The organism is Paenibacillus kobensis NBRC 15729 (genome assembly GCF_004000825.1).
Lineage (GTDB): Bacteria > Bacillota > Bacilli > Paenibacillales > Paenibacillaceae > Paenibacillus_T > Paenibacillus_T kobensis.
In genome coordinates, this window is record NZ_BILZ01000010.1 from 106,031 (window position 1) to 119,829 (window position 13,799).

General features: G+C 52.3%; 12 protein-coding genes. 2 read left to right on the forward strand and 10 right to left on the reverse strand.

The features are described 5' to 3' along the window. Nucleotides 1-8 precede the first annotated feature (8 nt). The 6 genes from PKO01S_RS09145 to PKO01S_RS09170 are packed head-to-tail and all read right to left on the reverse strand — an operon-like array spanning nucleotide 9 to nucleotide 7,287. The gene (locus tag PKO01S_RS09145) at nucleotides 9-1,694 is read right to left on the reverse strand and encodes a copper resistance CopC/CopD family protein (protein WP_127531021.1); all 1,686 of its coding nucleotides are present in this window, start codon (nucleotides 1,692-1,694) and stop codon (nucleotides 9-11) included. Next, nucleotides 1,691-3,115, reverse strand: a complete 1,425-nt coding sequence (locus PKO01S_RS09150; RefSeq protein WP_127531022.1) for a 4-hydroxyphenylacetate 3-hydroxylase family protein — start codon at nucleotides 3,113-3,115, stop codon at nucleotides 1,691-1,693. The genes PKO01S_RS09145 and PKO01S_RS09150 overlap by 4 nt, the downstream gene beginning before the upstream one ends. Next, nucleotides 3,112-4,062, reverse strand: a complete 951-nt coding sequence (locus PKO01S_RS09155; protein WP_127531023.1) for an ABC transporter ATP-binding protein — start codon at nucleotides 4,060-4,062, stop codon at nucleotides 3,112-3,114. The genes PKO01S_RS09150 and PKO01S_RS09155 overlap by 4 nt, the downstream gene beginning before the upstream one ends. After that, a complete protein-coding gene (locus PKO01S_RS09160; protein ID WP_127531024.1) occupies nucleotides 4,059-5,312 on the reverse strand; it encodes a 4-hydroxyphenylacetate 3-hydroxylase C-terminal domain-containing protein in 1,254 nt (417 codons plus the stop codon). The genes PKO01S_RS09155 and PKO01S_RS09160 overlap by 4 nt, the downstream gene beginning before the upstream one ends. A gap of 26 nt (nucleotides 5,313-5,338) precedes the next feature. After that, nucleotides 5,339-5,683: a 4Fe-4S dicluster domain-containing protein gene (locus tag PKO01S_RS09165; RefSeq protein WP_127531042.1), complete on the reverse strand. Its 345-nt coding sequence runs from the start codon at nucleotides 5,681-5,683 to the stop codon at nucleotides 5,339-5,341. Then, complete coding sequence (locus PKO01S_RS09170; RefSeq protein WP_127531025.1) at nucleotides 5,680-7,287, reverse strand: FAD-dependent oxidoreductase; 1,608 nt, start codon at nucleotides 7,285-7,287, stop codon at nucleotides 5,680-5,682. Before PKO01S_RS09170 ends, PKO01S_RS09165 begins: the two co-directional genes overlap by 4 nt. A 368-nt stretch (nucleotides 7,288-7,655) precedes the next feature. On the opposite strand from PKO01S_RS09170, the gene PKO01S_RS09175 reads away from it, so the two are divergent. Continuing rightward, entirely contained in the window at nucleotides 7,656-8,501 is an 846-nt protein-coding gene (locus PKO01S_RS09175) for a LysR family transcriptional regulator (protein ID WP_127531026.1), read from the forward strand. Nucleotides 8,502-8,554: 53 nt separating this feature from the next. Here the strand turns inward: PKO01S_RS09175 and PKO01S_RS09180 are convergent, their stop codons facing one another. Beyond that, entirely contained in the window at nucleotides 8,555-9,541 is a 987-nt protein-coding gene (locus tag PKO01S_RS09180) for an LLM class flavin-dependent oxidoreductase (protein ID WP_174818559.1), read from the reverse strand. 198 nt (nucleotides 9,542-9,739) lie between these two features. Here PKO01S_RS09180 and PKO01S_RS09185 point away from each other — a divergent pair, with 198 nt between their 5' ends. Next, entirely contained in the window at nucleotides 9,740-10,519 is a 780-nt protein-coding gene (locus PKO01S_RS09185) for a cyanophycinase (RefSeq protein WP_218031473.1), read from the forward strand. Between the two features lie 200 nt (nucleotides 10,520-10,719). Here the strand turns inward: PKO01S_RS09185 and PKO01S_RS09190 are convergent, their stop codons facing one another. From PKO01S_RS09190 to bamE, 3 genes are all read right to left on the reverse strand, one after another. Then, the gene (locus PKO01S_RS09190) at nucleotides 10,720-11,700 is read right to left on the reverse strand and encodes a phosphotransferase enzyme family protein (protein ID WP_127531028.1); all 981 of its coding nucleotides are present in this window, start codon (nucleotides 11,698-11,700) and stop codon (nucleotides 10,720-10,722) included. A gap of 204 nt (nucleotides 11,701-11,904) precedes the next feature. Next, nucleotides 11,905-12,402: a GrpB family protein gene (locus PKO01S_RS09195; RefSeq protein ID WP_127531029.1), complete on the reverse strand. Its 498-nt coding sequence runs from the start codon at nucleotides 12,400-12,402 to the stop codon at nucleotides 11,905-11,907. A gap of 291 nt (nucleotides 12,403-12,693) precedes the next feature. Continuing rightward, nucleotides 12,694-13,713: an outer membrane protein assembly factor BamE domain-containing protein gene (bamE, locus tag PKO01S_RS09200; protein WP_127531030.1), complete on the reverse strand. Its 1,020-nt coding sequence runs from the start codon at nucleotides 13,711-13,713 to the stop codon at nucleotides 12,694-12,696. Nucleotides 13,714-13,799 lie beyond the last annotated feature (86 nt).

A 13,799-nucleotide genomic window follows, 5' to 3' on the forward strand; every position in this document is an offset into this window, starting at 1 on the left:
GTTCCCTCCTATTCCTTGTTCTCACTATAAAACGTCTTCTCCGTCACAAATTCGTCCAGCTTCTCATTCAGCACCCGTACTTCCAGCTTCCACTTGCCCGGCAGCGACAAGTAGTTCCCTTCGGCCGCATAGTTGTAATCGTACAAGCTAAGCTGCCCCCCGCTTGTCGGCACAATGGACAACGGTACGTCGATCGGCGGAATTTCCGGCCGGCCGATCGATTGAAGCCGCAGCGTGACTTTCTTTGGCCCTTCGCCGCCTTCGTCCGAAGACACCGCCGCTCCCTTGCCGGATGTCTTCCAACCTCCGATCGATACCGAGAACTGATTCGTCTCCCCGGCTTTATTCGGCGTAATAACCGCTGCGATATGTATCCCATCCACTTTCTCATGCCAGAACAGCGGACCTGTCGACGCAAGCGGATTCAAGTATGTGAACACGGCGGTGATGCCGATCACGACAGCGAACAGGATGCCATCGAACGCCAGCCAAGCCGCTCCTTGGCGCAGACTGCCTCTTCGAAGCGTTCGCCTGATGAAGGCGCCCGCGGCTACGACAAGCAGAACGGCGCCAGTCTTCGCCAACATCAGCCTCCCCCATTGCGAGTCCAGCAGGCGGTCGAAGCCGTTCGTATACAACGCTGCGGTAACAAGACCGCTGACGGCCAGCAAGCCGATCGCGGCGAACGCAGCCCGGGACAACAGCGCTGCGTCCGAGCCCCCGTTATCCGCCGCCGTAAGCCGCTTCGCTCCGACCATTGCGAAGGCAAGCAGGACGCCTGCCCATAGACTGGCGGCGGTCAAGTGCACAATGTCCAGCCCGTAAGTGAGCTGCGGGACGGCATAGCCCATCGCATGGCCGTTCAACCCTTTGGCCGCGAATACGAGCAAGATCCAAGCCGCATCGAATACCCGCCGTCTTCCGGTTAGGAACAATCCCAATAACGCAGCTGGAATTGCGATCGCATAGGAGATCCCGATCGAGGTGCCGAGCAGAAGATCCCACCGTTCGGATGATTCGAAGCCGATGCGCAGCTTGCCGTAATCCTGCCAAGCAAGCAGCAGCAGCGCGAGAAGATAGGCGCCAAGCAGCAGCTTGCGGACCGTATCGTAACGCCATCCTCGCCGTCCGTTCCGATTCGCAACAGCCGGAGCATATACACGCAGGCCGACCCAGCCCGTTGCGGCAAGCAGTCCTGCAAAATAAAGCCCGCGTACGATCCAATAAGGGATGTTCTTGCCGAGCTCATGCTCGTCGTGCAGCCGGGCAGCCGAAACATACCCTCTGCTGGCCTCCGTCGTCCATCCGACCGTGAATACATAGGAAGCTCGGATCGGGTGTCCGTCCGCCGACAATAGCCGGTAAGCAACCGTATAATTCCCGTCCGGAAGCGTCGGAAACGTCATTCGCATGACGCGGCGGCCCGGGTCCATCACAGCTTCGTTCTTCGAGACAGGCTGCCCTTGGCGGTCATACACTTGAATCGCAAAGCCTTGGTTCTCCAGCCGCTCGTTGAACTGCAGCACGATGGCCGAAGGCGCTGCTGCCAGCCGGCTGTCCGGAGCCGGGGCCGCGTCCGTCAGCGACGAATGCGCCGATCCGATGCCGCCCGGCAGCACCAGCCATACCGCCGCGAGTACCGCGAGCGCAGCGGCACACTGGAGCAGCCGCCGGCGGGTAAGCAGACGGCTCATCCCGATCTTCGCGCCGCCTTCTCGAGCAGCGGCTGCTTGTCGTAATCGGCGTACTGCCCGGCGTACGTCCGTACCGGATCGCCCGCATAGAACCGCTCATACAGCTCATGCCTTGCGCCGAGCCGGCTGCCGACCAAATCCCAGCTGAGCTTAAGCAGTTTCACCCGCTCCTCTGAGCCGCGATCCGCCCCGCGGTACACCTTCTGCAGCTGGGAGCCGAGCGGGCCGTTCAATTCGGCGATGGTCGAAGGCACCTGAAGCATGCCTGCGCCGGACAGCTGCTGCAAAATTTCAAGTGCTCTCGGATAGAAGCGGTTTCCTAAATTTTTGGCGGTGATGATCGGCTCAAGCGCGGGCTCCCATACACCTAGCGGATGCAGCGTCGCCTGATGCTCGGCGGACAATAGCAGCGCCCGTATAGACTCCAACTGGTAATACAGCTCCGCGAGCTTCTCCTGGACGTGAGCGAATGGGGTAATGCCGATCGAATACGCCAATTCAGTGCCGACCGCCGCCGTGAACTCAAGCTTGCTGGCCAATCGAACGATATTCTCATGCAAGCTGAGCGCTCGCCCGAACCGGTCCGAACGGATATGCCAGATCGCCTCCGGATCGTCCTTAATAAACACCCGCTCCCACGGAATGAGCGCGTCGTCGAACACGAGAACGGCATCCATCTCGTCGAAGCGCGAGCTGAGCGGGTGATCGTCCTTCTGCTGAGAGGCGAATGACTCGCGGCAGATCAAGTGCACGCCGGGATGGCTTGCCGGAACCGCGAACATCACGGCATACCGCTGCTCGTCGCCCGTCTTCTTGCTATGAGGCGACACGATAATTTCGTCCATATAGGGAGCGCCCGTCGCGATCATTTTGGCTCCTCGGACGACTATGCCTTCTTGCGTCTCGCGGACGATTCTCACAGCCGTGTATAAATCGCCCAGTTCATGCGCCAGCTTCGTCCGGTCGATCTGCGGATCATGGCCGGCGGCCGTCACGAGCAGATCGTTATCCCGGACGAATGCATAGTAGTCGGCTATTTTTTGCGGAAAATACGGCTGCTCCCTCTCGATCAGATGCCGGGATATATGCCAGGCCGTCAATTGGGTGCGGTAAAATCCGCCGACGCGGCTCATGACGCCGAACGTCGCATCCGACCAGACTTGAAGCCCGCGGCTCCGTCTGAACAGATCCTCCTTCGTTTCCGGTATCAGGTAGGCGATGTTCGCTTTGCCTCCGGTATCGGTTGTGAACGTCACTTGCGATTCTGTATCTGTATCGTCCTGCAAATCAAGAATGGCCGCTACCGACCGAACCGTACCTTGAAAGGCCGGATGGCTGCGAATATCGGGCACAATAGCCCCATCCAGCCACACCCGGCGGCCGTCATTCAACCGATTGAGGTATGCCGCACCTGAACTCATATGCGGCGCTCCAGTCCTCCGGCTTGGTCAGCGATCGGCTGCCGCCCTCTCCGGTAATGCTCCTCTTCGATCTCCGCAATCAGTTGCGGCTTAACAGCGGAGGCTGCGATTCCTTGCCCAAGCGGCTGCGGCTTGCCATCAGCGGCGGGCCTGCCTAATTGCTGGGATTTATCCACTTCGTCCTTCAGAATGTCCCATGCCCGCTGGCGAAGGCTGACGAATGCTTCCGAGTTGCGAATTTCCGCCGCGCGCGGCCGCTCCAGCGGAATCTCGATCAACTCCTTCACCTTGCCTGGCCTAGCGGTCATGACAGCGACGCGGTCCGCTAGGAAGATGGCTTCATCCAAGCTGTGCGTGATGAAGACGATCGTCGTCTTCTTCGCCTCCCAAATACGGAGCAGCTCCGACTGCAAAACTTCTCTCGTCTGCGCATCGAGCGCCGCGAACGGCTCATCCATAAGCAGCACATCCGGGGCGTAGGCGAGCGAGCGGGCAATCGCGACGCGCTGCTTCATGCCGCCGGACAGCTCGTGCGGATACCGGTTCTCGAAATCTTGCAGCCCGACGAGTTGAATGTACTCTCTGGCGATCTCCTTCCGCTCCTTCGACCGAACGCCGCGGATTTGCAAGCCGACTTCGACGTTCTGCAGGACGGTGCGCCAAGGAAACAGCGCATAGCCTTGGAACACGACGCCGTGCTTCTTGTTCACGCCGTCGATCGGGACGCCATCCACCGAAATGTCACCGGACGTCTGCTTGGACAGCCCGGCTAGAATATGGAGGAAGGTTGACTTGCCGCAGCCGCTAGGCCCGAGTACGGCAAGAAACTCCCCCTCCTTCACATCGAGGTCGAAGCCGTCCAGCACGGTGATCGCTTCTTTATTTCTTGCATCGCTGGCTGAATGGAACTTTTTATGTACCTGTCTAGCCGATATTTTCACGGTCATGGCCGCACCTCCTGATCGTTGTCACCGTCACCGTCTATCGAATGTACCGCCTGCCAGAACTCGCGGTAGCGGCTTCTGAGAAGCTGGACGGGATAATGACGGTACAGCTCCTGCGATTGCACCAACGGATCGCCGAACGCATGCTGTTCGTGCAGTTTTTTTCTTGATGCATCTGAACTGCCCGCGAGCCGCCAAGCAAGCTCAAGCAGCGAAGGCTTGCCGCTGCCCTCAACCGATGCTCCCGATATGTTCGTCTTCCTTAAGAACGCCGCCGCACCAATTCGCTGGAGCACGTGAACTGCCTTGCCGTACGTATCGATGCCGGCTCTGCGGGCAGCTTGCAGCGGCGCAAGCGAGGGCAGCAGCACCCCCGCCGTGCTCGGCCGCGCTCCGATCTCCGCCGCATGCAGCAGCGCCTTCAGCGTCTCCATGCCTTGGATCAGTTCTCCGAGCTCCCCCTGAATATGCAGTTCCCCACCCAGCCCCGTCTGCTCTGCGAGCGCGAAGGAGGTGCCTGCGATCAGCTCGATCGCGTCAAGCTGTCTGGATGCCCACTGATAATCGGCGAGTGATTGGACGAGAGGGTGGCCCAGCAGCCGCTTTAATCGGCCCGCATCTTGTACGACCAACAGCTTTTCCTGTGGGATCCTGACGTCCTCGTAGACCGCTGCAACGCTGCTGCCGATCTCGAGCAGCTTCAGTCCTTCCGTCCGAACCGGGATCAGAGCGGCCGTCGCTGGATCCGCCTCGCCTTCCTCGCGGACGAAGACGAGCAGTTCATCCACGAGGAGCGCATCGGCGCCGAACGTCTGCCTTCCGGATAACCGGATCCCTCCTTGTGAGTCCGGACTTATGACGGGTTGGCCGTCACTGTGGCGGGCGACCGGATGCAGCGACGTCGTCACAACGGCCAACTGCCTTTCGATCTGCTCATAAAGCGGTCTCCATGTTCTTGACGCCCCGAATGCTCCAGCCGCAGCCGTGCCGTTCTCGGACGCCGCTCTTTCTTCAGCTAAGACATATTGTTCATGGGCATACCACCCTGCAAGCAGAGCATGCGCATAATCGGACCAGCCGTCTGCGAACGCGGTTGTTCCTTCCGCCAGCCCGTAGAAGCCCGACCGCTTAAGCCGGAGCTCCTCCGGCGAACGCGGCAGCAAGTACGCTTGCCCGAGCAACTGCTCATCCGGCAGCTCGCGGTCATCGTCACCGTATAACTGCCGCGCCGCCAACTCCTGATTCATCGCCATATGCGTTCCTCCTCCTGCCCTGCGCGTTAATGCCCCGGCGTCCTCTGCATCGCCTTGAACATCAAATAAGAAGTGTCGTTCGCTGCTCCGGGCGACCGCCCCTTGCCCCAGCCGATCTGCTCGCGGTAGCTGCCCAATATTCCGCTTTCAGCCAAAGCCGTTTCGCCAGGCGCATCGATCGGATGATCATGCGGCGACACATACAAAGCGTCTACTGGACAATACAGCTCGCACATGAAGCAGGTCTGGCAGTCATCCTGCCTCGCGATGACCGGCACGCCGCTCGGCGATTCGTCGAAGACGCGAGTCGGGCATACGCTGACACATTGGCCGCAAGAGATACACCGCGTATTGCTGACGAGTTCAATCATGACTGATTCACCTCCAAGCGCGACAGAGCGGCCGTTTCGGGCTTCACCCATATTTCATCCAAGCCTCCGGTCAACAGCCGGTAATGCTGAGCCGCGTCCGCCCCCGGATAATCGAGCCGCTTATGCATGCCGCGCGTCTCTCTTCTGGCCAGCGCCGACGCATACATCCATCTCGCCGTCGCCGTCATCGCCTGCGCTTCCCGCAGCTTCACAGCATCTGACGCGTTCGGCGCCAGCGCATGCTGCACAGTGCGCCATAAACCGTTCAGCCGCCCGACCGATTGCGTAAGCGTTGCTTCCGTCCGGAACAAATTGATATCGAACGGCTCTACCTCGCGTTTCACGGCTGCCGTCCACTCCTGCACGTCGCCCGCACTTGCGAGTGCGGATACCTGGCGCTCGGAGCCCGCTCCCTTCGGCTCGCGGCGTTCTCTTCGGCCGCCAAGCGTAACGGCGTATACAGCTGCCGCTTCTCCCGCCCAAGATCCAGAGGACATTGCCCATGCCGCGTTATGGCTGCCGCCGCCTGTGAAGCCGCCGCATATGAATTGTCGCGTCGCCGCATCGCCTGCCGCATACAGTCCAGGCACCGCCGTCGCGCATGATTCATCAATTAAGTGAATGCCGCCCGTCCCGCGAACCGTGCCTTCTAGGCGCAGCGTAACCGGGAACAGCTGCGTGAACGGGTCGATGCCGATCCGGTCGAACGAAAGAAAGAAATTCGGCTGTGCCGCACGCATCCAGCTGCGCATATCTTCCGTCGCCCGGTCGAGGCGCGCATAGACAGGCTGCGTCTGCAGCGTACGGGCAATGACGGACCGGCCTTGCTGCGATCCGGCGCCTTCAATGACTGTGCCGTCCTCGTAGTAGAACGTTGCCCACGTATAGAAGGCCGTCTTCGTGACCGTCGAGAACGTCGGGCTAATGGCATAGGCGTTGGAGAACTCCATCCCGGACAGGCTGGCTCCCGCTTCTGCCGCAATGAGATAGCCGTCTCCCGTTAGGACGTTGCAGCCAAGCGCCTTGCTTAGGAACGCGCAGCCGCCGGATGCGATGATGACCGCTCCGGCCTTAACCGTCCATGTCTCTCCGGTTTCGGTTCGCACGCCGCTCGCACCGCCGACACCATGCTCATCGGCTAGCAACTCCAATGCCGGGCTGTGATCCAATATTCTTACTCCGGCTTTCCTAACCCGCCTGCGCATCAGCTTCATATACTCTGGTCCTTGCAGACTGCGCCGATACGACTTGCCTTCATCGTCGACCGGAAAAGGATAACCGGCCAGAGCCAGGTCATTCATGTTGCTATAGGTCCGGTCAAGAACTCGTTTCATCCAGCCCCGGTCCGCGAGATAGCCGCCAAGCGCTTCCCGGCTCTTCATCGCCGCCTCGCGCTGTTCCTCGGTCGGCTCGACGTACCAGACCCCGGTTCCCGATGGCGCCGTCGCCCCGCTTGTGCCGCAATAGCCCTTATCGACGAGCACGACACTCGCTCCTTGGGCGGCTGCGGTGAGCGCTGCCCAAGTGCCCGCCGGCCCGCCCCCGATGACGAGTACGTCAGCGGTCAATTCCACATCGGATCTTATAGATGCTGCATTTCCCATTGTGTTGCCTCCTTGTCTCTTGTAATAAAAAAAGGCCCCGTCACCTGTTAGGGTTACAAGGCCTCCGGTTTCCCGGTCGGATGGGTCGTACACAAAAAAAGCCGGAGACACGCGCTCTATTAGAGGCTGAGTCTCCGGTTTTCCGGTATCCCATTAATTCCTATTAGTTTAATAAGATATACACACGATGATCCTAACATGGATACAATCTGCCGTCAACGTTATAATTATCGCCCGATATCCGCTGCCATCGTATCAGAATTTAAATCATTTATAAGGACAGATGCAGATTGAAGCGCTCCGAACCCCATCAAAAATAATGTATAATATGAATCATGACATCATTTAATGTGATAGGGTGAACGGATATGGATATTGAGAATATGATGGCTTTCGTTACCGTTGCCGAGTTGAGAAGCATTACGGCTGCTGCCGCCAGCATGAATCATTTGCAATCCAACATGACGGCCAAGATCAAAAAGATCGAGAGCCATTATGAGCAGCAGCTATTTATCCGCAGCGCTCGCGGAATGGAATTAACGTCCGAAGGCGACAAGCTATACAAGCAATTCAAGAAGATGATTCTGTTATGGGAAGAAACCGAGCAGGAGATGCAGCGGCGCGAATTGAAGCTGCGCATCGGTACGATGCGGTCGGTCTTGGGCAGAGGCTTAACGGAGGCTTTCACCAATTTGTATGCCAAATATCCCGACGCAGCAGTCACGCTCATTACAGGCGCAACCGAACATATCGAGAACCAACTGATCCAAGGCCATATCGATCTTGCGTTCACTATCGGCAAATTCGGGCGTCCCCAGCTTCAATACCGGTCTATTGGCACTGAAGAACTAGTATTGATCCGGAAAAGGTCCGCGTCCAACGCGAGTCTCGCCCAATATCTGCAGGAGGCCGCTCAATTAACGATTTCGGACGATTGCATCTACGCTTCCATTCTAGAACAGGTCTGTGCCGATCATAACATTAAGCAAGGTCCGCGAACGATAGTCGGCGTATTGGAGACGATGCTGCATCTCGCTTCGCTTGGCATGGGGGTGGCGCTTACGTCCAAATCGACCGCCCGGCAATTCGGCGTTGCCGATTACATGGAGCTGCCGGCGGAATACCGTTATGTGGAGAAATATTTGGTCACGCGGCATAACTATGAGCTTTCGCCAATGGAGAAACAATTCGTAGAGGTTAGCCGATTTATGTGAGGAGATCATAGCAGAACGCAACCTCATCAAGGCTGCGTTCCCGGCGGTTGCTGCTAAGTCAAGTTCAAGTACTGTGCGAGCCGTTCATAAGAACGAAGACGTTGTTCATAGTCCGGGACCGTCGTAACAAGCATAAACTCATTCACTCCATACCTTACCGACAGTTCATGCAACCGAGTAATAATGGATTCTGCGGTTCCAACGAGCAGTTTGCGTTCCGAATATGTCTCCGTATTTCCATTAGGCATTTCTTGACGGAATAAAGATTGTCCTGACCGCACGATTCGAGCGGCTTCTTCATCCGTTGCTGCACATACGGCACCGATTGTAACGATCATTCTTGGTTCGGGGCAGAGCGGTGAAGGAACGAACGATTCCCGGTATGTACGCAGCACTTCCTCTGCGCCCGTGTCGCTCATAAATTGGCCGAACACATACCCCATTCCGAAAGCCGCTGCATATTCAGCGCTTCTCTTATTCGTTCCGAGCAGCCACACTTCCGGCTGTACAGGCGGATTCGGACGTGCGCCGACCGGTTCACCCTCATAGGTGAAGCTGTCTTGCAGCAAGAGGCTTATATCGTTCAGCTTTCCGGGCATTTGACTAACATTCTCTATAAAATTACCGCTAAGCGCCATGCTGACATGGGCATCTCCGCCCGGCGCCCGGCCAATGCCAAGGTCGATTCGGCCGGGATACAGACTCGCCAGCATACGGAACGATTCCGCTACCTTAAGCGGCTTGTAGTGCGGCAATAGGAGTGCACCGGAACCGATTCGAATCCGCTTCGTCCGGGCTCCGATATGCGCGAGCAGCACTTCCGGCGACGGGCACGCGAGCTGCGGCATGCCATGATGCTCGGCAATCCAGTACCGCGTATACCCTAGCTCTTCCGCGGTCCGGGCAAGCTCGGCCGCCTTCTCCAAGGCGTATGTATCGCCCCGGTTATCGTACACCGGAACCAAATCGAGTACGCTCAGTTTTAACGGCTTCGGTTTCAATTCTTTTATAATAATCGCCCCGCTCCTTTTCCTCCTCATTGTATGAAATTGTTCCCCGGCAACACAACACTCATTTCCTTACTTGTCAACACGATCCGGCTATGATATTGTATCTTTAACGAATCCTATTATTCTAATGCGCATAGTATGATATATTTTGACCAGACCACTGGAAAACATAACTGACGAGTTATGTTTTTTGTTTTTTATACAATCTATTGGAGAGGAAGAAGCTATATGGCGGTAAGCGGGTTGTCCAACGGTTCTCTAGTTATAGCAGGCGGCGGTCGTCTGCCGGAGGATATTATTACGCGGTTTATCGAATTGGCGGGCGGACCTGATCGTTCCTTCGTTATTATTCCCACCGCGCAAGAGGAAGTCGATGTGACGAAGAAAGGAAATGAAATAACCGCATTCGAAGAAGCTGGCGTACGCAATATTACGATTCTGCATACTAAGGACCGGAATCTGGCAGATACGGAATCGTTCGCAGCCCCAATCGGGTCGGCCGATGCCGTCTGGTTCACGGGCGGGCGGCAATGGAGAATTGCCGACTCCTATCTGCATACGGAAGTTCATCGCGAGTTGAATGCGCTTCTTGAACGGGGAGGGGTCATCGGCGGAAGCTCCGCTGGCGCAACGATCCAAGGCTCATATCTAGTACGCGGAGATACGAAGAACAATACAATTCTGATGGGCGATCATGAAGAAGGCTTCGGCTTTCTAAACGGTGTTACGATCGACCAGCATTTGATCCGGCGGAACCGGCAGTTCGATCTGGTCAAAGTCATTGAAGCGCGTCCCGAATTGCTCGGCATCGGCATAGATGAAGGAACGGCTATCGTCGTGCAGGGAGAATCGTTCGAAGTCGTTGGCCAAAGCTATGTCGCCATTTACGATACCGATTATTTGAAAGAGCATAACGGCAGCTTCTATTTCTTATCCCCAGGCGATACGTATAACCTAGCAACACGCGAAGCGAAGTTATCGTACAACATTCAAGCCGCTTCCATTTAACGAAACACATCCGTTCCTCCTCTCTATTGACGCAGCCATGGCGTCTTATTCCCCCACTACAATACAAAAAAACACGCCAGCCCCGGCGCGTTTTTTTGTATTGTATTACGTCAAGTGTGCACCAAAGCGTTCTAATAAACTCGCCTAGTTTCCCTTTCCCGGTAGCGTAACAATTGTTGCAATCAATTTTATTATTGATCTTAAAAAATTCGTTCCAAAACAGGAATATCATTTTTGATTTTAAACTCTAAATCCTTTAATGTTTTTTGTTGTTTAAAGGTTAATTCACTTAAATTCCATCTAGTATTGAAAAACAAGTGCAATACGACCTCACGCATTTTTAGAAGAGATGGAATATGTTTTAGAGTATCATCTGTTATTGAAACTTCCTTTGAATAGCCGTTTAAAAAATAATGAATAAATTTCTTTGCAAATTCAGTTCTTTCGATGTTATTAAGCGTGGATTCCCATACTGAATAAAATAAGGGCATTGCAATGTCATTCCCAAACCAATTATAGGAGCATTCATCAAAATCGAATAATTGCAATTCCTTACCTACGACATGAAAGTTACCCATATGAATGTCATTATGTACAAGACCATATAAATCATGCTCTTCTTTTTTGTCAGGTTTTAGTGCTTCCGATAAATATATAAACTTTTGAAGTGAAAAAGTTTGAGTATCCTCTAGTTTCTTTGATATCGTATGTATGAACTCTTGATCTTTATCGTATTGATGTGGGCGTCGAGCAGCAACTTGTTTTGATTTGTATTTTTTTGTTAACGAATGAATTCGCCCCACCGTACTTCCCCATCGGCCAAAGAACTCTTCATTCCACTCACTTTCATGGTTAATATTAATCTTTTTACCTTTTGCCATTTCAAAAGCTACAACATAATATCGATCATTATTTGTTTCAACCATCTCACAATCAACCTGTCGTATTGATTGAATTGACTTACAAACGGATAATCCATTGTCTGCTAGGTGATTTATCCAATCCAATTCTGCAAGAATTAAAGTATCTGAACGGTGAGAATCATGTGAGAAACGAAGAACGTAGTTTTTGTTATCTTTAGCGTATGAATAGACTAAATTCTGAAAGCCACCAATAAAGTTACATTCTTCTTTAGCTATGCCGTAAAGTTTAGATGCTTCTATAATTAAAGTCTTATCCATTATATATTTTCTCCTCGTTCACTATAATGCAAGCTTCAACAAAACTTTACCTTCCTTTTCATAAGCAGACTAAGCGATATCCGTAAATTATTCGCGCAATGATCGAGTTATCCTGCCCTTTTCTTCAATAGAAACGGCAGCCGGTCAATCGATCGGCTGCCGTATATAGTGATTGAACTAAAGTTCCCCGATAGCGTAACAAACTTATAATGATCTGAATTCCGGTGTTTCCATTAACCATTCAAAAAATTCATTCTTTGCTTCTCTGTAAACTTCCATGCCTTTACCTTCATAAGAACGCTTCAACTCATCGTATTTAATTCGATACTCTTCATTTATCAATAAAACGTCTCGAAATTTATAAAAAAAGTCAAAATCAGAGCCTTTAACAGTTAACTGAATTCCCAACGGTGGATCTGTGGAATCATCCTTAAAAGCACGGAAAGTACCTGTCTGTATGCTACCCTCATTATCTAAATAAAGAGTTGAAAGTGCCCGAACAGCTATCATGAAATTTTCTTGCATCACACGGACTTGAATATCGAGGTCACCTTTGGTTAAGGTTCCTGGTATTGCTGTACTGCCTACGTGTTGAATATCTGCTTCTGAAACAACTTGTTTGATTCTTGCTCTTTGCTCAACAAATAACTTCTGTGCTTTGTCATAGAGCATACTGTGATCATAAAAATTAACGATCTCCACGTAACCCCTCGCTTTTGATTACTACTCAATTGGTTTTTACCTATAACCATATTTTACCATACATTGGAATTAAACTATCCTTTAGTTGAACAAAGGCAGTCGATCATTACTGACCGGCTGCCTTCGTGTCTTTGTTACGACCGTAAACCTGCGCAATACCTGTTCTTTTTCTTAAGCCCCACCTAATAAGCTCGCTTAGATTAGGTGCATAAGCCATTGATTTACACCCGAGAGGACAAGAGCTTAACAATAAAGCATCTGATCGACAAACGACCTTGTCATTCTATCAAGTTAAGACCTTCCATCCCAAGCCACCCAAGTCGCACCTTCAATTGGTTGATAACGAGGGGTGTTTCCCATGTAGACAGAACCAAGCTTATCGGTGAAAGTGTTTTCATCGCTTACCTCCGAATCTACATTGAAAGAATAAAAAGACAAACCAGGAGTATCGTAGTCATACCTCAATTGAAGAAAACGCCATTGAAATTTATATAATTTATAATCGACTCCATAAAAATATGGTTTATCAAAAGTTCCGATCCCTATTAAATCCTCGGTCATAAATGAAGATGAATTGAAATCAATCTGAACTACTTGATTTTCATAATATTTTACTTGTATAAACCTTTTTCTGTCCGTTGAAGAGTATATCCAGCCAATCTCATCCTCTCTGGATGGCTTACCTAATATCCGGTTTACATCTTCTTTTGTCATTCCAATTTTGACTTTACCCACCGAAATACCTGGTACAATCAAGTTATCTTTATTAGCCTGTCCCTTTGAGTCAATATACTTTTTGTATCGTCCACCTAATTCCGTGTGATTCCCAAAATAATCTTTCACACCTATAGCAGTTATTTCCAACAAATCATTATCTCGTTTAAAACTGAGCTTTAACGGACTAGCATTAAAATCAGCAGATTCCAGGCCCGCAATGGATTTTACAGCAAATACCCCGCTGTATTCATACGGCTTTAGGCGGTCATCCTTCATTCTTGGTTCAAACAGTTGAAAATAAAGATGCCCAGGCTGATTCTTCTCAGGTGATAAGTATAACAAGGAGTCACCTTCATCTGAATGAAGAACCCATTTGCCTACCCAATCATCGAGACTCATAACATAGTCGGAGGGAGTCGAGGGTGAAGTGGTTTCCTCCACATCATCAGAAGTAGAGGCGATTTGAGATGGTTGTGATATAGACTGATCTTTGCCTTTAGATTTAGTATTTAGGGAATCAACTTGAGTTTGATTTTGGCAAGCGGTTATTAAAAAAAACATCGTTAGTAGGAGGACTGTGCTCCATATTCGCATGTGGTTTGCTCCTTCTTAAGTCCTACTATCTATTTTCGTTATGTACTTATATATTTCCTTTTTTTGTTTAACTGTATCGTAACCTG

Excerpts from the sequence above, each read along its gene's own strand:
- PKO01S_RS09155 (WP_127531023.1), bottom strand. The coding sequence starts at position 4,062 with ATGACCGTGAAAATATCGGCTAGACAGGTACATAAAAAGTTCCATTCA.
- PKO01S_RS09165 (WP_127531042.1), bottom strand. The coding sequence starts at position 5,683 with ATGATTGAACTCGTCAGCAATACGCGGTGTATCTCTTGCGGCCAATGT.
- PKO01S_RS09175 (WP_127531026.1), top strand. The coding sequence starts at position 7,656 with ATGGATATTGAGAATATGATGGCTTTCGTTACCGTTGCCGAGTTGAGA.
- PKO01S_RS09160 (WP_127531024.1), bottom strand. The coding sequence starts at position 5,312 with ATGGCGATGAATCAGGAGTTGGCGGCGCGGCAGTTATACGGTGACGAT.
- PKO01S_RS09190 (WP_127531028.1), bottom strand. The coding sequence starts at position 11,700 with ATGGATAAGACTTTAATTATAGAAGCATCTAAACTTTACGGCATAGCT.
- bamE (WP_127531030.1), bottom strand. The coding sequence starts at position 13,713 with ATGCGAATATGGAGCACAGTCCTCCTACTAACGATGTTTTTTTTAATA.
- PKO01S_RS09185 (WP_218031473.1), top strand. The coding sequence starts at position 9,740 with ATGGCGGTAAGCGGGTTGTCCAACGGTTCTCTAGTTATAGCAGGCGGC.
- PKO01S_RS09180 (WP_174818559.1), bottom strand. The coding sequence starts at position 9,541 with ATGAGGAGGAAAAGGAGCGGGGCGATTATTATAAAAGAATTGAAACCG.
- PKO01S_RS09150 (WP_127531022.1), bottom strand. The coding sequence starts at position 3,115 with ATGAGTTCAGGTGCGGCATACCTCAATCGGTTGAATGACGGCCGCCGG.
- PKO01S_RS09145 (WP_127531021.1), bottom strand. The coding sequence starts at position 1,694 with ATGAGCCGTCTGCTTACCCGCCGGCGGCTGCTCCAGTGTGCCGCTGCG.
- PKO01S_RS09170 (WP_127531025.1), bottom strand. The coding sequence starts at position 7,287 with ATGGGAAATGCAGCATCTATAAGATCCGATGTGGAATTGACCGCTGAC.